Source organism: Actinoplanes solisilvae (assembly GCF_003999975.1).
Classification (GTDB): domain Bacteria; phylum Actinomycetota; class Actinomycetes; order Mycobacteriales; family Micromonosporaceae; genus Actinoplanes; species Actinoplanes solisilvae.
Map to the genome: position 1 here is coordinate 77,452 of NZ_RJAC01000027.1, position 18,172 is coordinate 95,623.

Genomic DNA, 18,172 nt, shown 5'->3' on the forward strand with positions numbered 1-18,172 from the left:
AGCCGGATCATGAGACCAATTCGGTTGGACATGGCGGGGTTCACGGTGTTCCGGGACGAGACCACCGTCGACTTCACCGACGCCGACTACTTCGCGCTGGTCGGGCCTACGGGCTCGGGCAAGTCGACGGTGCTCGACGCGGTCATCTTCGTGCTCTACGGCACCGTTCCCCGCTGGGGCGGCACCCGGGGCATCGGCAACGCGCTCGCCCCGTCGGCGGCCGAGGCCCGCGTGCGGCTCGTCTTCGAGTCGGCCGGCGACCGCTACGTAGCCACCCGGGTCGTGCGCCGCGACGGCCGCGGCAACGTCAAGACCGCGGGCGCCGGGCTGCAGCTCATGCCGCCCGGCTTCGACGTCTCCAAGCTCGACACCGGCATGGACCTCGACGACCTGGGCGACGTGCTGGCCGGCACCCCGGCCGAGATGGACGAGGCCGTGCTCGGCGCCGTCGGCCTGCCGTTCGAGCAGTTCACCAGCTGTGTGGTGCTGCCGCAGGGCCAGTTCGCCGACTTCCTGCACGCCAAGCCGGCCACCCGCCAGCAGATCCTGGTCAACCTGCTCGGTCTGCACATCTACGAAGACGTGCAGACGCGAGCTACCGGCCGGGCGCAGACCGCCGAGGGCAAGCTCGCCGTCGTCGACCAGAACCTGGCCGGGCTCACCGACGCCACCGACGAGGCTGTCGAGTCGGCCGAGCAGCACGTCACCCGCATGCGCGAGCTCACCGCCGCGGTCGAGCAGGCCGTTCCCGGCCTGCGTACCAAGCGGAACGCCGAGGCTGCGGCCGCTGCCGGCCGGGATGCGCTCGACGCCGAGGTGCGACTGCTCGCCTCGGTGCGTACGCCCGCTGGAAGCGTGGAGACCGCGGGCGTGACGGCGGCCGCCCGGGCGACCGCTGCCGAGGCCGCGGAAGAGGTTCGCGCAGCCGAGGAGAAGGAAGAGAAGGTCCGCGGCGAACTGGCCGCGGCCGGCGACGCCGGATCGCTGAACCTGATGCTCGACCGCCACGCCGAGCTGGAGAAACTGACCGGCCAGGCGGAGTGGTTCGCCGGCGAGGTGTCGGTGGCCGAGGTCGAGTACAAGGACGCCGCGACCGCCGCCGAGATCGCCCACAGCGCCTCCCTCGGCGCCGCCCAACTGCTGGAACAGGCACGGCTCGACTACACCGAGGCCCAGCGCATCGACCGGGCCGCCGCCCTGCGCTCCCACCTGGCCGTCGGCGACCACTGCCCGGTGTGCGAGCAGACCGTGAGCACCGTTCCGCCGGTGCCCGAGGAGTCCGCGGTGCGGGCCGCCGAGACCACCGGCAAGGCCGCCCGCGCCGCCGCCGAGGTCGCCGAGAAGGGCTGGCAGCAGCGCGACGCGGTCGCCCGCAAGCTCGAGAGCAACCTCGAACGCAAGCGCGCCCAGCACGAGCACCATCTGTCGCGGCTGGCCGAGGCGCGCGCCGCGGTCGCCGAGTCACCCGGCGTCGAAGCGCTGCGGGCCCGCCTGGCCGAGCTCGACAAGCTGCAGAAACAGCTCGACCAGGCGAGCACGGCCATGCGTACGGCCCGGACCGCGAACCGGCAGGCGCAGGCCGCGGTGATCGCCGCCGAGGACCGCCAGCGCACCGCCTGGCGCGAGTTCGACACCGTACGGGACCAGGTCGCCCGTTTCTCACCCCCGCCGGCCGACCGTGACGACCTGGCCGGCGCGTGGTCGGTGCTGGTCGCGTGGGCCGCCGGTCAGAGCACCGAGCGTGCGGCCGCCCGCGACGAGGCCGAGACCGCGGTCGCCGCCGCCCACCGCGCGACCGCCACGGCCCTGAGCGAGATCGCGGCGCTGTTCATCGCGGCCGGTCTCAGCGCCCCGGCCGGGGACGACTCCGCGCTGATCCGCGCGGCCGCCGTCGCCGTCGAACGGGCCGAGGCGGCCTGGCGCCGGCTGGCCGACCGTCGCGAGCAGGCCGGCGCGCTCACCGAGCAGCGGATGACGCTGCAGCGCGAGATGCGGGTGGCCAAGGCGCTCTCCGGCCACCTGCGGGCCAACAACTTCGAGCGGTGGCTGCTCGAGGAGGCGCTCGACCTGCTCGTCGACGGCGCGTCGAGGATCCTGCGCGAGCTGACCGCCGGGCAGTACGACCTGATCCACGACAAGGGCGAGTTCTTCGTGATCGACCACCACGACGCCGGGCTGCGGCGCGGAGTGCGCACACTGTCGGGCGGCGAGACGTTCCAGGCCTCGCTGGCCCTGGCGCTCGCCCTCTCCGAACAGCTCGCCGGCATGTCGACCACGGCGGCCAGCCTCGAGTCGATCGTGCTCGACGAGGGCTTCGGCACGCTCGACGCGGCCACCCTCGACGTGGTCGCCGCCACCCTGGAGAACCTGGCCGCGCGCGGCGACCGCATGGTCGGCGTGGTCACCCATGTCAACGCGCTGGCCGAGCGGGTGCCGGTGCGGTTCGAGGTGCACAAGGACGCGCGAACAGCGCACGTGGCGAGGGTGGGCCTTTGACCAGAGTGTTTGTGGACGCGTGGGACCCGTCGTACGGGGCGTCCTTCGAAGGTGGTTCGGCCGACGGTGACGGTCCCGCCTCGCCCAGCAGCGCCCAGGTCGATACCGACGTCGAGGTGCCCGCGGCCGAGTGGGCGCCGATCGACGTGTCTCCCTCCGTACGCCGTCCCGACGTCGTCTTCCTGGTCGACGGCGTGCGCCGTAACGACGCGGCGTTGTGGACGGCTGAGGAGGACGGGACCTCGTATGCCGCGCTCGCTGCCTCGTACGCGGCCGGGGTTGTCCGTTGTGACCTGCGGCGGGGCGCGGCCGAACTGGTGGGCTGGCACATCAGTCGTGGGCTGTTCACGGCGAGCCCGTCGATCGAGGACATGCGGGCGGGCTCGGTGCTCTACGAGGTGCACCGCATCCACGGAACCGGTGAGGCGAGCAAGCTGCCGGCGGCGGTGCAGCCGAACCTCACCGCGCTGGAGATCGAGATCTCGGCGAAGGCGCGGCAGACCGGCTCGGACGGCGCCGACCTGCTGGTGGTGGACGGTCCGCTGCGCAACCGGCGCCAGTTGCCGCGCACGATCGGCTATGTGAAGACCCAGCAGAAGCAGTATCTGCCGGCCGCGCTGACCACGGTGGTGACGTCGCTGCGTCCGGGGCAGCGCACGCCGGTCTTCCACCTCGGCACGGTGTGGGGCGGCTGGTCCTGGTACCTGCGTCTGCCCGGCGCTTCGGGGGCGCCCTGGTCGGGAATCGTACGGGTGGAGTGCTCGCCCGATCTGTCGGCCGACGAGGCCATCGAGCTGGCCGAGATCTCGGGGGCGACGCTGCCACGGTTCGCGTCATCGGCCTACAAAGACCCGCGGGCGCCGCAGAACCTGGTGCCGATCGCCGGGCTGGAGAGGCGGCTGCGCGGTTTGCTGGGCGACGCGCGGGTGCTGCACCGGGCGCTGACGCAGGCGACCGCCGCCACGCGCTGAGAGGTTCAGCGCAGGATCGCGGCGACGAGATCGTGGACCTCGGGAGATGTGCCCTCGCGGTCCGCGAGAACCAGATGGGCGGCGCCGACGAGGGTGAGGGCCAGCGTCTCGACGTCGGCCTCGTCGGGGACCCGGCCGGTCTGCTGCTCGGCGACCAGGTAGGCGGCGAGGACGGCGGTCGTTTCGGCGAGCAACGGAAGGCCCTTTTCATTACGCAGCCGGCCGCGTAGCCCGTCGCGGGCGATGATCAGCGAGGTCAGCCCGAGCCCGACCGGGTCGAGGGCGAGCAGCAGCACGTCGGCGATGTTCTCGGCCACGACGCCCGAGCCGGCCGTGCTCACCATGGTGGCGCCCCAGCCCTCGACGCCGTCGACGCGTCGCCGCACCAGCGCGGCGAGAAAGTCGTCGAAGTCGTCGAAGTGCCTGTGCAGGACGCCCTTGGCGCAGCCGGCCTCGGCGGTGACCGCGCGGCTGGTCAGGGCGCCCGGCCCGTCGCGCAGCAGCACCCGCTCGGCGGCGTCGAACAACTGCTGCCGCACGTCGCGCAGCGCCACCCCGGTCGGCACCCACTGTCTCCTCTCGCGCCCCCGCCAAGCCTTGCACACCGGGCCGGCCGGGCCATGCCTCGCCGCACTCCTCTTTCCGCCCCGCATGCACGCTTGACCTTAGTGGGCGCCTGCCCACTAGAGTGGGCGCATGCCCACTCCGAAGGACGTCTTCCGTCAGCGCCGCACAGCCGAGTCGTTCGGGGTCGACGCCGAGCGGTACGACCGCGCTCGGCCGCGCTATCCCGCGGAGCTGATCGACCGCATCGCCGCCACGGCGCCAGGGCCCGCCGTGCTCGACGTGGGCATCGGCACCGGCATCGTGGCCCGCCAGCTTCGCTCGGCCGGCTGCCGGGTCACCGGTGTCGAGCCCGACCCGCGGATGGCGGCCGTCGCCCGCGACAGCGGTTTCGAGGTCGACGTGGCGACCTTCGAGGAGTGGGAGCCATCCGGCCGCACCTTCGACGCGGTGGTCGCGGGCCAGACCTGGCACTGGGTCGATCCTGTGGCCGGCGCCGCGAAGGCCGCCTCGGTTCTGCGCCCCGGCGGTTGGTTGACGCTCTTCTGGAATGCCGCCCAGCCCTCACCCGACGCGGGGGCCGCCTTCTCCGCGGTCTTTCAACGGTTGATGCCTGAAAGCCCGCTCGCCCGCGCGACCGGCCTTTCCGCCGCTCAGGGCTATTCAAGATTGCTCGACCTGGCCGACGAGGCGACCCGCGCGACGGGCGCGTTCGCCGCCCCGCAGCGGTGGGCCTTCGAGTGGGAGCAGACCTACACCCGCGACGAGTGGCTCGACCAGTTGCCCACCCAGGGCCTGTTCACCACCCTCCCGCCCGACGAACTGGCCACACTCACGGCCGCCATCGGCGCGGCCGTCGACGCCCTCGGCGGCAGTTTCCGCATGCACTTCACAACGCTGGCCACCGCCGCCACGAAAGCGACCTGAGGCGCAGTTCCGGTCTGGAGCCTCCGGTTGGCTCGCGCGATCGGGACCTGTCGCCGGCCTCGTCCCCGGCCCCGACACCCGCCTCCGGCTTGACCATTTGTCAGCGCAACGGGCGGCGCCGCTCGGCACCGCGATGTCGGCCCGCCCGGGGTTGCCGCCCGCTATCCGGCCCACCCGCCCGGGGTCGCCGGGGCGTCGGGGGCGACCCTACGCCACGGGAAAAGCGCACTCCGTGTTGTCCGCAGGCGCCGTCTCTTCAATCTTCGAACCCTCCCGCCAGATCCGACAGACCGCTCTAATCCGGGCGCATCGGTCTTCGATCGCCCCGAACGGGCCGGATGTTGGCCAGACATCCCCCGAACGGGCAAGACACCCCCACCGAACCCACCCGGGAGCGCTCCCACTCCCGCGGACCGAAACGCTGCGTCGGGGCTTGCCTACTTAGCGGTAGCGCCGCACCGCCAGTGCGTCAGCCCTGCTCAGTTGCGTATTTCATGGGGCGCGTGTGGCTGAGTATTATTCGGCTGCCCAGGCAGTCATATCGGTGCAGATCGATGGATTCACATCGCCCCACCGAAGTGCCTCGTGACCCCCCACACGAGACCGGAGGATCGTTTGAGACCGCTCCCGGAAATTTTCCCGTCCGCGTTGATCCCGAGGGCTGTCCCCAGCCGTATCTCAGGCGACGGGGAAAGCTTCGGGCGGAGGTATCGATGCATGCGGTGGCCGAACCTTGGCTGGCGCCGGGCGGAGTGCGCCTGATGACTCAGCAGCGTTCCGGTGGACGGTGGCAGGCAGCCGACGGAGGCCGTGGTGCGAACGATGGTGGTTCTGTGATTCCCAAGCAGGCGCCGCGGCACGAGGCCGCGACTCCCGGCGGCGCGAGTCACGAGGACACTCTGGTCCGGATGCTCTACGAGGAGCACGCCGGTCCCTTGCTCATGTTCGTGCTGCGTCTGACCGGCGGTGACCGGCAGCGCGCCGAGGACATCGTGCAGGAGACCCTGCTGCGGGCCTGGCGCAACGCGCACCGGCTCGGGGCTCAGGGCCAGCAGTCCCTGCGTCCGTGGCTGGTGACGGTCGCGCGGCGCATCGCGATCGACGACCACCGCAGCGCGAGCGCCCGGCCGGCCGAGACCTACGACCGCGAGCTTGAGAGCTTCCCCAGTCAGTCCGACGAGACCGATCGCGTCCTCCAGTCGATGACGGTCTCCGACGCGCTTCGCGAGCTCAGCCAGTCGCACCGCGAGATTCTCATCGAGACCTACTTCCGGGGCCGCACGGTGCCGGAGGCGGCGGAGAAGCTCAACCTTCCGTTGGGTACCGCTAAGTCACGGGTGTATTACGCTCTGCGTGCACTGCGAACCGCGTTGCAACAGCGGGGGGTGACCGAGTGACCCAGGAAGATCACTTCGACGTCGCGTCGTACGCGTTGGGTGTTCTCGACGAGCGGGACGCCTCGCTCTTCGAGGACCACCTCATCGAGTGCCCGCGCTGCGCGTACGAGCTGGAGTCCTTTGTCGAGGTCGCCGAGCTGCTCGCCGACGTCGACGCGAACGCCGTGATCGCCGCGGAGGAGAGCCGGCGCGACGGCTTCATGCTGCAGAAGGTGATCGGCGAGGCCAGCCGCGAGCGGCACCGCGCCAACAGTCGTCGGCTCTACTCGCTGGCCGCGGCCGTCGTCGTCTTCGCGATGCTGTCGATCGGCGCGTTCTTCGTGGGCGGTCAGGTGATCGGCGACAAGGGCACCCCGGCCACCACCAACACGGCGCAGCGCGACGGCAACCAGCGCGATGGCAACCAGCTCGACCCGCTGCCCAACACGGCCGACGGCCCCGGCATCGGCGGTCCCGACCTGACCGGCGAGCGTCTCGACGGCACCGACCCGCGTACGGGTGTGTCGGCCTCGGTCGGCTTCGAGAAGAAGGCGTTCGGCACGCAGATCTCGTTCGCCATCTCCAACATCACCGGGCCGAAGGTGTGCCGCCTCGTGGCCGTGCACACCGACGGCACCACCGAGCCGCTCGTCTCGTGGCAGGTCGGCGAGAAGGGCTGGGGCACCGCAGCCAACAGTGAGCCGCTGCTGCTGCAGGCGATCACCGCGACCCCGCGCGACAAGATCGCTCACATCCAGGTGCAGGAGGTCGCCGCGAACGGCACCGACAAGACCCTGGTGCGCGTTCCGTAACGGATCTTGCACGGATAAGGATCCCGGCCGAATGGCCGGGATCCTTTCTTTTTGCTTAGCCCAGCAGCTCCCGTGGGGTCCGCCGAAAAACTCGGAAATTGGTGGGAAGTTTCTTCAACCGCGACGCTCCGGCCCGCGTACTACTGCGCGGAAACGCTTGATACAGAAAAACAGCCTGGAGGGCACGTGGTACCGGAGAAGCGAAAGTTGATGGTCGTCAGCGCCGCAATCGCCGCGGCGTTCGCACTGTCCGCATGCGCCCCGGCCGGATCCAACGCCGCCGCCGATTACGGCAACGCCGCGGAGCCCGCTTCAGAAAACGTGGCGGCCACCCCCGGCGCCACCGCGGACCCGTCCGCCACCGGCGCTCCCGACCCGGACGCCACCGCCCCGCCGGCCGCCGCCAACGCCGCCCCGAAGCTCAGCGAGGAGGAGGCGACCGAGAAGCTCAGCGGCAGCAAGGTCGCCCGCATGGGCAAGGTCGTGGTGAACGAGAAGGGCTTCGTGCTCTACCGCTTCGACAAGGACGGCAACAAGCCGGCCAAGACCAACTGTGTCGGCGACTGCGCCGAGGTCTGGCCGCCCGCGCTGACCAACGACGGCAAGCCGACCCTCAAGGGCGTCAGCTCCGACCTGGTGGGCACGGTCACCCGGGCCGACGGCAGCAAGCAGCTCACCCTCAAGGGCTGGCCGCTCTACACCTACGTGGGCGACACCAAGCCGGGCAGCTGGAAGGGCCAGAACGTCAACGGCACCTGGTTCGTGATTCAGCCCGACGGCGCCAAGAACCTCACCTGCCTGCCGAAGATCTCGAAGCCCGTCGCGCCGCCGGCCGACGATTCCGCGGGCGATTCCGCCGGTGACTCGAGTGACGCCGGTGGCACGGGCAGTGACTACAGCTACTGACTTAAAAGTCCTTTAAGAAATCGCTGAGACCGGAGGTAGAGAGAAAATGCGTACGCGCCGTTCGTCGCGTTGGTTGGTAGGCATTTCGGCAGCGTTTCTGGCCTTCTTGGTCTCGCCGATCGCCCCGGCCCACGCCGCCCCGGGCGACGGTGTTCCGGTGCCGCCGAAAACGGGCCTGACGGACAAGGGCGTCGGCGCGGTCAGCGATGCCGACAAGGACTTCGTCATCAAAGTGCGTCTGGCCGGTCTCTGGGAGATCCCGGCCGGCAACATGGCGGTCGAGAAGTCGAACGACCCGAAGGTCGTCGCGATCGGCAAGGCGATCGCGGCGCAGCACGTGGTCCTCGACAAGCTCGACCGGGACGCGGCCGCGAAACTGAACATCGACCTGCCGAACACGCCGAACAGCGACCAGATGTTCTGGCTGCAGGAGATGCGACAGGCGAAGGGCCAGCAGTTCGACCAGATCTTCGTCGACCGGCTCCGCGCCGCGCACGGCAAGATCTTCCCGGCCATCGCCACGATCCGGGCCAGCACCCGCAACGACGCCGTACGCAAGCTGGCGCAGGAGACGAACCAGTTCGTCCTGACCCACATCACGCTGCTGGAGTCCAGCGGCATCGTCGACTACGGCTCGCTTCCCACAGCTCCCGCCCCCGCGAACCCCGGCAGTGGTCCGGTCCCGGTGGACGGGCAGATGCTCGCGGCCGCCAGCACCAGTGGCGGCATCCCGGGCGTCAGCACCACCGTGATCCTGATCGTCCTCGCCGCCGCGCTCGTCGTCGGCGTCATCACGTCAATGCGCATCTTCCGGGCGCGGTAGACCTCAACCGCGCAGAGTCGCGTAAGAGAAAGGTGTCACCCCCATGCGAAGGTCCAAGTACCGGCGCGCATCCAGTAGGAACAACTGGTTCTCCGGCAAGCGCCGCATCATCGCGGTGGCTGCCACGCTGGTGGCCTTCGGCGGCATCGTGACCGTCACCCAGGTCTCCAACGCGAGCACCGACCGGAACCAGAAGAAGGCGCTCGCCGCGTGCGACGGCATCAAGGCGCCCGCTCGGTCCGACCTGTCCACCGAGACGCGCAAGGGCACCTACACCACCAACAACGGTTCGGTGACCCAGCACGCCGACGACGGTGCCGGTGAGACGGTGTCGACCCAGACGCTGCGCACCCGCTGCCGCAACTGGGTGATGAACAACGTCGGCGACACCAAGGACGACGAGGCCACCACGCCGCCCACCGAGCCCGCGACCTCCGCCCCGGCGGCGGACCCGAGCGAGAACCCCGCTGAGAACCCCAGCACCGAGCCCAGCGAGGGCGCCGGCAACGGCGAGCAGGGCAACGGCGGCGAGCAGGGCAACGGCGGCGACAACGGCCAGGGCAACGGCGAGAACGGCAACGGCCAGGAGGGCAACGGCGGCGACAACCAGCAGCCCGACCCCCAGCCGACCGAGTCGCAGACCACCCCGCCCCCCGGCGCCGGTCTGGGCGTGCTGACCAACAGCTGCGACACCAGCCAGCTGGCGCCGCACACCGGTTTCCAGGACGGCAACCGCTGCGTCTCGACCGAGTTCGGTGAGGTCGGCGAGGCCGCGAGCAACCCGAGCCTGCTGATCACCCGCGCCCCGCGCCAGGTGAACGTGAACCAGGCGTTCACGCTGCGCGTCAGCACCCGCAACCTGATCCGTGACCGCTTCCTCGCGGCCGGCAAGGGTGGCTACTACGTGGAGAGCTCGGTCCTGAAGGACGGCCTCGTCCGCGGTCACTTCCACACCGCCTGCCGCATGCTGGCGAACACCAACTCGGCTCCCGCGCCCGACCCGGTCCCCGCGTTCTTCGTGGCTACCGAGGACAGCAAGGGCAGCGCGACCCCGGACTCGGTCGACATCCAGGTTCCTGGCCTGCCGACCGCCGGCACCGCGCAGTGCGCCTCGTGGGCCGGTGACGGCTCGCACCGCATCCCGATGATGCAGCGCGCCAACCAGACGCCGGCCTTCGACGTCGTCCGGATCACCGTTCGCGGCGGCCGTCGCTGATCGGCGGGCACCACTGATCCAGGAGCTTCGCCGCTGAATCCCGGAGCGAACCCGGACGGGACGGGCCACCGACATGGCTCCGTCCCGGACGGGACCCCCCGTCGACTCCGGGCCGGTCGCCCTTCCCCCTGATGGACGACGACAGCGGACGGCTCCGTGGGCGTTCCGGACCACTCGGGTGTCCGGCGCCCTCTCCGATGGCCCTGACCGGGAGCGCGGTCAGGGCCATCGGCCTGCCCGGACCACGGCGAGGTGGGCAAGGGCCCGCGAAGGTGTCACAGTGTTCCGGTGACCCGCAGGCTTGAAACACCGGAGCGCTACCACTTCGGTACGTCGATCCGCCCGCTGCTGGTCCCCAAGTTCGACCCGTGCGCCCGTTTCACCGGCGACGATCTCTGGCTCGCCGCCCGCACCCCCGACGGCCCCGCCACGCTGCACCTCGCCCGCGCCGGCACCGACCTGGTCGCCACCGGTTACGGCCCCGGTGAGCAGTGGATCGTGGACCGTGCCGACGCGATCGCCGGCCTGCGCGACGACCTCACCGGCTTCGCCGACCTCGCCGCGGCCAATCCGTTGATCAAGCGGCTGGCCCGCACCTTCGCCGGCGTTCGAATGCCCGCCACCGGCCTGGTGTTCCGCAGCGTCCTGCGCGCCGTCCTCGAGCAGAAGGTCACCGGCAAAGAGGCCCACCGGGCCTACCGGCTGATCTGCTCGAAACTCAGTGAGCCGGCCCCGGGCCCGGTCGAGCTGATGCTGCCGCCCGACCCTGAGGTGATCGCGGCCACGCCCTACTGGGTCTTCCACCCGTTCGGCGTCGAGCAGCGCCGCACTCAGGCCCTGCAGCGCGCCGCCGTGGTCGCCGCCCGGCTCGAGCGCTGCGCCGACTCAGCCGAGGCCACCAAGCAGCTCACCGCCCTGCCCGGCATCGGGCCCTGGACCGCCGCCGAGGTCGTCCGGGTCGCGTACGGCGATCCCGACGCGGTCAGTGTGGGCGACTTCCACATTCCCAACACCGTGGCGTGGGCGCTGGCCGGCGAGGCGCGCGGCACCGACGCGCGCATGCTCGAGTTGCTCGAACCGTTCCGAGGGCACCGGGGCCGGGTCTGCGACCTTCTCGCGTACGGTGGCCTCGGCGCCCCCAAATTCGGCCCGCGCATGCCGATCAGATCGTTCGCCCGCTTCTAGACCGTTGCCGGTTCGCCTCGTAGAGGACGACCGTGGCCGCCGTCGCCGCGTTCAGCGAGCTGGCCGCCCCGGTGATCGGGATGCGTACCAGCACGTCAGCCGCCGACTTCCAGGCCGCGCTCAGCCCGCTCGTCTCGTTGCCGATCAGCAGCGCCGTCGGCCCGGTCAGATCGTGATCGGCCACGTCGACCGCGCCGTGCTCGTCCGTGCCGACGAGCTGTACACCCGGGAACAGCGGAAGCACGTCTTCGGGCGCGTCGGCGTGGATCACCGGCAGCGCGAAGATCGAGCCCGTGCTGGCCCGTACGGACTTGGGGTCGTACGGATCGGCGGCGTGACCGGTCACCACGACGGCCGCGGCGCCGAACGCGTCGGCCGAGCGGATCAGCGTCCCGATGTTGCCCGGCGTGGTCGGCCGATCGAAGATCACCACGAGCAGGTGGGGGTCGTCGGGCGAGGGCAGGGGCGGCTGCTCGGGCAGGCCCACCACGGCGATCAGCTCGGCCGATTCTTTGCCGGCCAGCTCGGCGACCAGTTCGGGGGCCATCGCGACCGGGCGGGCGCCGCTGCGTTCCAGCATCTCGCGCGCCCAGCTCGACAGGGACTGCCGGTCGGGGTAGATCAGGTCGCGGATCTCCCAGCCGTGGTCGACGGCGAGCGAGATCGGGCGTACGCCGTGCACCAGGAACTCCCGGGCGCGGTGACGCTTCGTACGGTTCGTCAGCAGCGCCTGCCACTGCTGGAAGCTCGCGTTGCGGGTGGTCACCCGGACAGCCCTGGACATCGCCGCACGATACCGGGTCACAATTGCTGTGCGAGGAGGTGTACGCCATGCAAACTGGCGGCGTGGCTTTCACCCTCACCATCGACTGCGGTGGCGGCGGCATCAAGGGCTCAGTCCTCGACGAGGCGGGGACCATGCGGGCTCAACCGTTGCGCGTCCCCACCCCGTACCCGTTGCCCCCCGAGCTTTTCGTCAAGACCCTGGTCGAGCTGGGCGCGCGTCTGCCCGCTCACGACCGGGTCACCGTCGGGATGCCCGGCATGCTCCGGCATGGTGTCGTCGTCGCGACCCCGCACTACATCACCCGCAGCGGCCCCCGCACCAAGATCGACCCTGAGCTGCAGGCGGCCTGGTTCGGCTTCGACGCCCGCACCGCGCTCGAGGACGCGTTCGGCCGCCCCACGCTCGTGCTCAACGACGCCGAGGTGCACGGGGCCGGCGTCGTCGCGGGCACCGGCTGCGAGCTGGTGCTGACCCTCGGCACGGGCCTGGGCTGCGCGCTCTTCGACGGCGGCGCCCTCGCGCCCCACCTCGAGATGTCACAGGCACCCGTACGGTGGGGCATGTCCTACGACACCTACATCGGCGAGCATGAGCGCCGCCGTCTGGGTGACGCGCTCTGGTCGCGCCGGGTGCGCAACGTCGTCGAGGGGCTGCGCCCGGTCTTCCTCTGGGACCGGCTCTACCTCGGCGGCGGCAACTCCCGCCTGATCACGCCCACACAGCTCGCCCGGATGGGCGACGATGTGATCGTGGTCCCGAACACGGCTGGAATCGTCGGTGGCGTCCGCGCCTGGACGCTGGGCCCCACGCGCTGACATGCGACCGGCTGCGATCCTGCTCGACTTCGGGGGAGTGCTGGCGGACGCCCCGCCTCAGCGCACCGCTCCGCCCGGCCTGGTCCTGCGCATCTTCAACCTGATCAAGGGCACGATGAAGCCCGGCGAGATCCAGCGCTCGCTCACCGACGGCGCTGCCGCCTATGCCGCCTGGCGCGACGAGGACTGGCCCGACGAGTTGAGCCAGGCCGAGGTGTGGGAACGCTTCATCCTGCCCGGCTGGCCGCCGGTCGCCCGGGTGCCGGTGCGGGGTGCCGCCCGCAAGCTGAGCTACGAGTGGGCCTGGCGCGACACGTGGGCCCTGCGGCCCGGCATCCCCGAGGCGTTGCACGCCGCGTCGGCCGCCGGCATCCCGCTGGCCGTCGTGTCGAACACGATCTCGGGCGCGGCCCATCGCGACTTCCTCGACAAGGCCGACATCGGTCACTTCTTCGCCGTGCAGATCTACAGCGATGAGGCCGGGGTCCGCAAACCCAACCCCCAGATGATCTGGAACGCGACCGACGAGCTCGGCCTGCCCCCGGAGGAATGCTGGTTCGTGGGCGACACTCCGCGCCGCGACATCGTCTGTGCGCGCCGCGCGGGTGTCGCCCGCGCCATTCTCATGCCCTCGCCGCGCACCGTGCTGGAGCCGGACGGCCCGCTTCCCGACGTGACGGTCGAGGACGGCTTCGGCTTGCGCGCGCTGCTCGAGAAGAACCTTTAGGCAAGAGCGGCCAGTACGGAAGCCTCGGCCGTCGGCTTGTCGACCTCGAGACCGGTGCCGCCGAGTTCGAGCAGCGCGAGCAGGATGTGCTCGGTACCCACGTGCGCGTGGTTCAGCCGCAGGGACTCGCGGAAGGTCAGCTCCAGTGCCTTCTTGGCCTGCGCGTCGAACGGGATGAGGGCCGGGACGGAATCGGCCGCGGGTGGCAGGGTCGCGACGGCGGACCGGCGTACGGCGTCAAGGTCTGCGCCTTGAGCGACCAGAGCGCGGGCACCGAGCGCGGTCGGGTCGGCCACCAGCCCGAGGATCAGGTGGGCCGTGGTGATCTCGCTGTTGCCCGCGTTGCGCGCTTCTTCCTGCGCCGTCACGACGACCTTGCGGGCGCGGTCGGTGTAGCGGCTGAACTGCTGGGCCGCGTCCAGATCGGTTTTGGGCACGAAGCGCTTCTGGGCCGCCTGCTTGGTGACGCCCATGCTGCGGCCGATGTCGGTCCAGGAGGCGCCGGATCGGCGGGCCTGGTCGACGAAGTGACCGATCAGATGGTCGGCCACGTCACCGAGGTGGTCGGCGGCCAGCACCGCGTCGCTGAGCTGGTCGAGGGCGCCGGTGTGGGTCTTCTTGATGGCTTCGATCAGATCGTCGAGCCGCACGGAGCTGGTGGCAGGTGTCGTCATGCCGTCAACCTTAGGTTGACGAAATCGTGGACGTCAACCCAGAGTTGACGAGTTGCCAGACTTTCGTGTGCCGGGTGGGGACGCTCTCCAGGGAGACCGGCACCGGGATGTCGTAGGCGGCCCGCTCGATCAGGCCCGAGTCGGGCAGGTAGGCGCGGCCGGGGTCGCCGATCAGCACCAGCGCTCCGCGGCCGGCCGCCCGGCGCAGGAATGGGAGCACCCGGGCAGCCATCTCGCGGCTGTAGAAGACGTCGCCGGCCAGGATCACGCCGTGGTCGTCCTCGGTGTCGAGGATGTCGGCCTCGAGCAGGCGTACGGGGACGTTGTTGGCGGCGGCGTTGGCCTCGGCGGCGGCCAGCGAGTAGGGATCGATGTCGTTGGCCGTGACGGGCGAGGCGCCGGCTTTGGCCGCGGCGACGGCGACCAGGCCGGAGCCGGTGGCCAGGTCGAGCGCCGAGCGGCCGGCGACCAGGTCGGGGTGGTCGAGCACGTGGCGGGCCAGGGCCTGACCGCCGGCCCAGGCGAACGCCCAGAACGGTGGGGGCTGCTCGCCGCCGGACTGCTCGGTCTTCTCCCACAGCGCGATCGGCTCGTCCGCCTGGAAGAGGGTGATCTCGGGGACGAACGGGACGGGGGCGGGGGTGGTGTTGCCGCGAATGAACTCCAGGAGCACCCACCGATTGTGCCCGGTTGCTCAACTCGGCCCGCGGCCGACCGATCAGGCACGGGCAGGAGATTCGGACGAGCAAAGGAACGCGCATGCCCCCACGGTGGGTCGCCGCGATGTTCGGCGGCTGGATGGCGGTGCTCGCCCTGCTGTTCGTGCCGGCGTCGCCCGGCGAGCAGTCGGTGCTGCGCCTGGTGGCCGGGGCCACAGCGATCGCCGTCGTCGGGCTCGGCGTACGGCGGCACCGGCCGGACCGGCGTCTGCCGTGGCGTCTGCTGGCGAGTGGCATCGCGCTGTCGACCGTCGGCACCATCCTCTACCAAGCGCCGGAATGGGCGACCACCAACGCCCATGGGTTGTCCACCGCCGGTACGGTCCTGGCCATCGCCGCCTATCCGGTGTTCGCCGGGCTGCTCGTCGTGCTGCTGCGGCGTCGTACGGCCGGTGAAAAGGACCACGGCGCCCTGCTCGACGCCCTGACGCTCACCTCCGGTGTGGCCCTGCTGGCGTGGAGTTTCCTGATCGGGCCGAACCTGGGGCGGACCGACCTGTGGGCCACCGTGGCCGTTCCCCTCGGCGACCTGCTGCTGCTCGGCGTGCTGGCCCGCGTGCTGTTCAGCGACCGTCCCGTTCCCGCCGTACGGATCCTCGGCGCGGGTTTCGCCACGTTGCTGATCACCGACATCGGCCACGAGCTGGGTCTCTTCGAGGGGACCGTCGTGGGGCTGGGCCGGTTCGCGCTCTACGCCGCCGCCGGTCTGGCCGCCCTGCACCCGTCGATGGCCCGCCCCGGCGAACCGCCCTCGGGTCAGCTCGGCCGGGGCCGCCTGGTCCTGCTCGGCGTCGCCTCGATGGTGGCCCCCGCGGTGCTCGTGGTGCGGCTGTTCCGCGACGGCGAGGTGCCTGACCTGACCGTCGTCGCCGCCCTCAGCGCGCTCACGTTCCTGCTGGTCCTGGTGCGCATGGCCGGGATCATGGCGAGCCACCGGCAGGCGCTGGCCCGGGAGCGGGCGCTGCGTGAGGCGTCGGCGGCCCTGGTGAGCGCGGCCCACGTCGACCAGGTCGGCGACGCCGTGCGCACGGCCGTCGCGCACCTGCTGCCCCCGGACACCCAGCACGCCGTCGTACTGGCCGTGACGATCGCCCAGCCGGCCGAGGCCGCGGCCACCACCCAGGCCAAGCTCGACCGCGAGGCCGGGACTGCCGCTCGGCTGGTCCCGACCCGCGACGTCGACTGGGCCGTCTCGGTGCGGCTGGCCCACTTCGCCATGACCCTGCGCTGCCCGATGGTGCTCGCCGACCGTCCGACCGGCGACCCGCTCGTCGGCGTGCTGCACGTCGCCGCTCCCACCCCGTCCCTGAACGGCCTGCTGCGGGCGATCGAGGTGCTCGCCACCCAGGCCGCCCTGGCCCTGGAACGCATCGGCCTGAGCCAAGAGGTGATCCGCCGCAACAGCGAGACCTATTTCCGTACGCTCGTGCAGAAGACCTCCGACGTCATCCTCATCGTCGACGAGGACGACCTCATCCGGTACGCCAGCCCGTCCGCGAGCACGGTGCTCGGCGCCGACCCCACCGGCGGTGCGATGGCGTCCGTCGTCGACCCGGCCGAGCACGCGCGCCTGGCCGAGGTGCTGAACGCGCTGCGTACCGGCGACACCATGCAGGACGGCCTCGACTTCCAGGGCCGGGCCGACGTCGTGCTCGAGATGCACGGCCAGGACCTGCGCAGTGAACCGACCGTCGCCGCGCTGGTGCTGACCCTGCGCGACGTGACCGAGCGCCGCCGGCTCGAGCGCGAGCTGACCCACCGGGTGTTCCACGACTCGATGACCGGGCTGGCCAACCGGGTGCTGTTCCACGACCGGCTCGGTCACGCGCTGGCCCGCGGCGCCCGCGACGGCTCGGTGGTCGGCGTCCTCTTCATCGACCTGGACGACTTCAAGAAGGTCAACGACACGCTCGGCCACGCCGTCGGCGACCAGTTGCTGATCGGTGTGGCGAACCGGATCGCGGGCGCCCTGCGCGCGGACGACACCGCGGCCCGCCTCGGCGGGGACGAGTTCGCCGCCCTGATCGAGAACGTGCAGGACCCGGGGGCCGTCGAGGAGACCGCCCAGCGCATCCTGACCGCGCTGGCCGAGCCGATCCTGCTCGATGACGGCTCGACGCTGACCGCGGTGGCCAGCATCGGCATCACCACCACGCCCGAGGCCGACACCGCCGACGAGCTGCTGCGCCAGGCCGACCTGGCCCTCTACGTCGCGAAGGGCGCAGGCAAGAACCAGTGGCGCCGCTACCAGGGCCACCTGCACGAGACGATGGTCGAGCGGCTGGAACTGCGGTCGGCACTCGATCACGCTGTGCATGAGGGGCACTTCCTGCTGGCGTACCAGCCGATCGTCGATCTGCGGACCGACGAGCCGGTCGGTTTCGAGGCGCTGGTGCGCTGGCACCACCCGAGCCGCGGGATCGTGCAGCCGGCTGAGTTCCTCGAGGTCGCCGAGGAGAGCGGGCTGGTCGTGCCGATGGGCCGCTGGGTGCTCGACCAGGCCCTGCACACGGTCGCGCAGTGGCGGCGCATCCTGCCGCACGGCCGCCGGCCCTACGTGAGCGTCAACGTGTCGGCCCGCCAGTTCCGCGAGGGCACCTTCGTCGAGCAGGTGAAACAGGCTTTGGCGTACGCCGGGGTGCCGGCGCGGGCGCTCATGCTGGAGCTGACCGAGGAGCTGCTGACCGACGCCATCCTCGAGGACCTTGTCGCGCTGCGTGAGTTGGGCGTCCGCATCGCCGTCGACAACTTCGGGGCCGAGGAGCTCCCGGTCGACGTCGTGAAGATCGACAAGGCTCTCGTCGACGGGATGACGGCCAACGCCCACCAGCTGGCCCTGGTCACCGGCATGATCAGCCTCGCCCGCACCCGGGGCCTGACCGTGATCGCCGAGGGCATCGAGTCGGCCGGCCACCGCGACCTGCTGGTCCGGCTCGGCTGCCCGTTGGGCCAGGGCTACCTCTATTCGAGCCCGGTCGACGGCACCGAGGCCCTGAGTCAGCTCACCGACCGTGAGCCGCTGGCGGTCTAAGCGCCTGATCAGAAGTTCTGTACCTAACTCACTCGGGAAGAGGGACGTAGCGACGTAAAAACCTCGTCGTGGGTTCGGATCGAGTTACCACACACGACCGAAACCCCCGACGAGGTCACCGCCAGTATGCGCCCTGCGCACGT

Annotated in this window: 16 protein-coding genes; 12 read left to right on the forward strand and 4 right to left on the reverse strand. The window is 71.0% G+C overall.

Annotated features, from left to right (window positions below; translation table 11 throughout):
* Positions 1 to 9: 9 nt before the first annotated feature.
* Together EER30_RS39730 and EER30_RS39735 are read left to right on the forward strand one after the other, a co-directional pair.
* Positions 10 to 2,496: an AAA family ATPase gene (locus tag EER30_RS39730; protein WP_127506791.1), complete on the forward strand. Its 2,487-nt coding sequence runs from the start codon at positions 10 to 12 to the stop codon at positions 2,494 to 2,496.
* Positions 2,493 to 3,467: a hypothetical protein gene (locus EER30_RS39735; protein ID WP_127506793.1), complete on the forward strand. Its 975-nt coding sequence runs from the start codon at positions 2,493 to 2,495 to the stop codon at positions 3,465 to 3,467. The genes EER30_RS39730 and EER30_RS39735 overlap by 4 nt, the downstream gene beginning before the upstream one ends.
* Before the next feature lie 5 nt (positions 3,468 to 3,472).
* On the opposite strand, the gene EER30_RS39740 is transcribed toward EER30_RS39735, so the two are convergent.
* The gene (locus tag EER30_RS39740) at positions 3,473 to 4,033 is read right to left on the reverse strand and encodes a TetR/AcrR family transcriptional regulator (RefSeq protein WP_127506795.1); all 561 of its coding nucleotides are present in this window, start codon (positions 4,031 to 4,033) and stop codon (positions 3,473 to 3,475) included.
* Between the two features lie 130 nt (positions 4,034 to 4,163).
* Between EER30_RS39740 and EER30_RS39745 the strand changes: the two genes are divergently transcribed.
* The 7 genes from EER30_RS39745 to EER30_RS39775 all read left to right on the forward strand — a co-directional run bounded on the left by EER30_RS39745 (position 4,164) and on the right by EER30_RS39775 (position 11,276).
* Positions 4,164 to 4,958, forward strand: a complete 795-nt coding sequence (locus EER30_RS39745; RefSeq protein WP_127506797.1) for a class I SAM-dependent methyltransferase — start codon at positions 4,164 to 4,166, stop codon at positions 4,956 to 4,958.
* A 713-nt stretch (positions 4,959 to 5,671) separates the two neighbouring features.
* Positions 5,672 to 6,355 (forward strand): sigma-70 family RNA polymerase sigma factor, encoded by a 684-nt coding sequence (locus tag EER30_RS39750; RefSeq protein ID WP_205650624.1) that lies wholly within the window; start codon positions 5,672 to 5,674, stop codon positions 6,353 to 6,355.
* The gene (locus EER30_RS39755; protein ID WP_127506801.1) at positions 6,352 to 7,146 is read left to right on the forward strand and encodes an anti-sigma factor family protein; all 795 of its coding nucleotides are present in this window, start codon (positions 6,352 to 6,354) and stop codon (positions 7,144 to 7,146) included. The genes EER30_RS39750 and EER30_RS39755 overlap by 4 nt, the downstream gene beginning before the upstream one ends.
* A gap of 210 nt (positions 7,147 to 7,356) precedes the next feature.
* Positions 7,357 to 8,052, forward strand: coding sequence for a COG4315 family predicted lipoprotein (locus EER30_RS39760; RefSeq protein ID WP_205650625.1), 696 nt, complete (start codon positions 7,357 to 7,359; stop codon positions 8,050 to 8,052).
* Positions 8,053 to 8,209: 157 nt separating this feature from the next.
* Positions 8,210 to 8,875 (forward strand): DUF4142 domain-containing protein, encoded by a 666-nt coding sequence (locus tag EER30_RS39765; protein WP_349290913.1) that lies wholly within the window; start codon positions 8,210 to 8,212, stop codon positions 8,873 to 8,875.
* 43 nt (positions 8,876 to 8,918) lie between these two features.
* Complete coding sequence (locus tag EER30_RS39770) at positions 8,919 to 10,091, forward strand: Pecanex-like protein 1 (protein WP_127506807.1); 1,173 nt, start codon at positions 8,919 to 8,921, stop codon at positions 10,089 to 10,091.
* Between the two features lie 288 nt (positions 10,092 to 10,379).
* Positions 10,380 to 11,276, forward strand: a complete 897-nt coding sequence (locus EER30_RS39775; protein ID WP_127506809.1) for a DNA-3-methyladenine glycosylase family protein — start codon at positions 10,380 to 10,382, stop codon at positions 11,274 to 11,276.
* On the opposite strand, the gene EER30_RS39780 is transcribed toward EER30_RS39775, so the two are convergent.
* Positions 11,254 to 12,060, reverse strand: a complete 807-nt coding sequence (locus tag EER30_RS39780) for a TrmH family RNA methyltransferase (protein ID WP_127506811.1) — start codon at positions 12,058 to 12,060, stop codon at positions 11,254 to 11,256. The genes EER30_RS39775 and EER30_RS39780 overlap by 23 nt on opposite strands.
* Before the next feature lie 62 nt (positions 12,061 to 12,122).
* On the opposite strand from EER30_RS39780, the gene EER30_RS39785 reads away from it, so the two are divergent.
* On the forward strand, positions 12,123 to 12,878 hold the full coding sequence (locus EER30_RS39785) for an ROK family protein (RefSeq protein WP_127506813.1): 756 nt from the start codon (positions 12,123 to 12,125) through the stop codon (positions 12,876 to 12,878).
* Between the two features lies 1 nt (position 12,879).
* A complete protein-coding gene (locus EER30_RS39790) occupies positions 12,880 to 13,605 on the forward strand; it encodes an HAD family hydrolase (protein ID WP_127506815.1) in 726 nt (241 codons plus the stop codon).
* On the opposite strand, the gene EER30_RS39795 is transcribed toward EER30_RS39790, so the two are convergent.
* On the reverse strand, positions 13,602 to 14,279 hold the full coding sequence (locus EER30_RS39795) for a Clp protease N-terminal domain-containing protein (protein ID WP_127506817.1): 678 nt from the start codon (positions 14,277 to 14,279) through the stop codon (positions 13,602 to 13,604). The two genes, EER30_RS39790 and EER30_RS39795, sit on opposite strands and share 4 nt — an antisense overlap.
* Positions 14,280 to 14,289: 10 nt before the next feature.
* The gene (locus EER30_RS39800) at positions 14,290 to 14,952 is read right to left on the reverse strand and encodes a class I SAM-dependent methyltransferase (RefSeq protein WP_127506819.1); all 663 of its coding nucleotides are present in this window, start codon (positions 14,950 to 14,952) and stop codon (positions 14,290 to 14,292) included.
* An 86-nt stretch (positions 14,953 to 15,038) separates the two neighbouring features.
* Between EER30_RS39800 and EER30_RS39805 the strand changes: the two genes are divergently transcribed.
* Positions 15,039 to 18,029 (forward strand): putative bifunctional diguanylate cyclase/phosphodiesterase, encoded by a 2,991-nt coding sequence (locus tag EER30_RS39805; protein WP_127506822.1) that lies wholly within the window; start codon positions 15,039 to 15,041, stop codon positions 18,027 to 18,029.
* Positions 18,030 to 18,172 lie beyond the last annotated feature (143 nt).

Excerpts from the sequence above, each read along its gene's own strand:
- EER30_RS39790 (WP_127506815.1), top strand. The coding sequence starts at position 12,880 with ATGCGACCGGCTGCGATCCTGCTCGACTTCGGGGGAGTGCTGGCGGAC.
- EER30_RS39760 (WP_205650625.1), top strand. The coding sequence starts at position 7,357 with ATGGTCGTCAGCGCCGCAATCGCCGCGGCGTTCGCACTGTCCGCATGC.
- EER30_RS39770 (WP_127506807.1), top strand. The coding sequence starts at position 8,919 with ATGCGAAGGTCCAAGTACCGGCGCGCATCCAGTAGGAACAACTGGTTC.
- EER30_RS39795 (WP_127506817.1), bottom strand. The coding sequence starts at position 14,279 with ATGACGACACCTGCCACCAGCTCCGTGCGGCTCGACGATCTGATCGAA.
- EER30_RS39805 (WP_127506822.1), top strand. The coding sequence starts at position 15,039 with ATGCCCCCACGGTGGGTCGCCGCGATGTTCGGCGGCTGGATGGCGGTG.
- EER30_RS39780 (WP_127506811.1), bottom strand. The coding sequence starts at position 12,060 with ATGTCCAGGGCTGTCCGGGTGACCACCCGCAACGCGAGCTTCCAGCAG.
- EER30_RS39745 (WP_127506797.1), top strand. The coding sequence starts at position 4,164 with ATGCCCACTCCGAAGGACGTCTTCCGTCAGCGCCGCACAGCCGAGTCG.
- EER30_RS39730 (WP_127506791.1), top strand. The coding sequence starts at position 10 with ATGAGACCAATTCGGTTGGACATGGCGGGGTTCACGGTGTTCCGGGAC.
- EER30_RS39750 (WP_205650624.1), top strand. The coding sequence starts at position 5,672 with ATGCATGCGGTGGCCGAACCTTGGCTGGCGCCGGGCGGAGTGCGCCTG.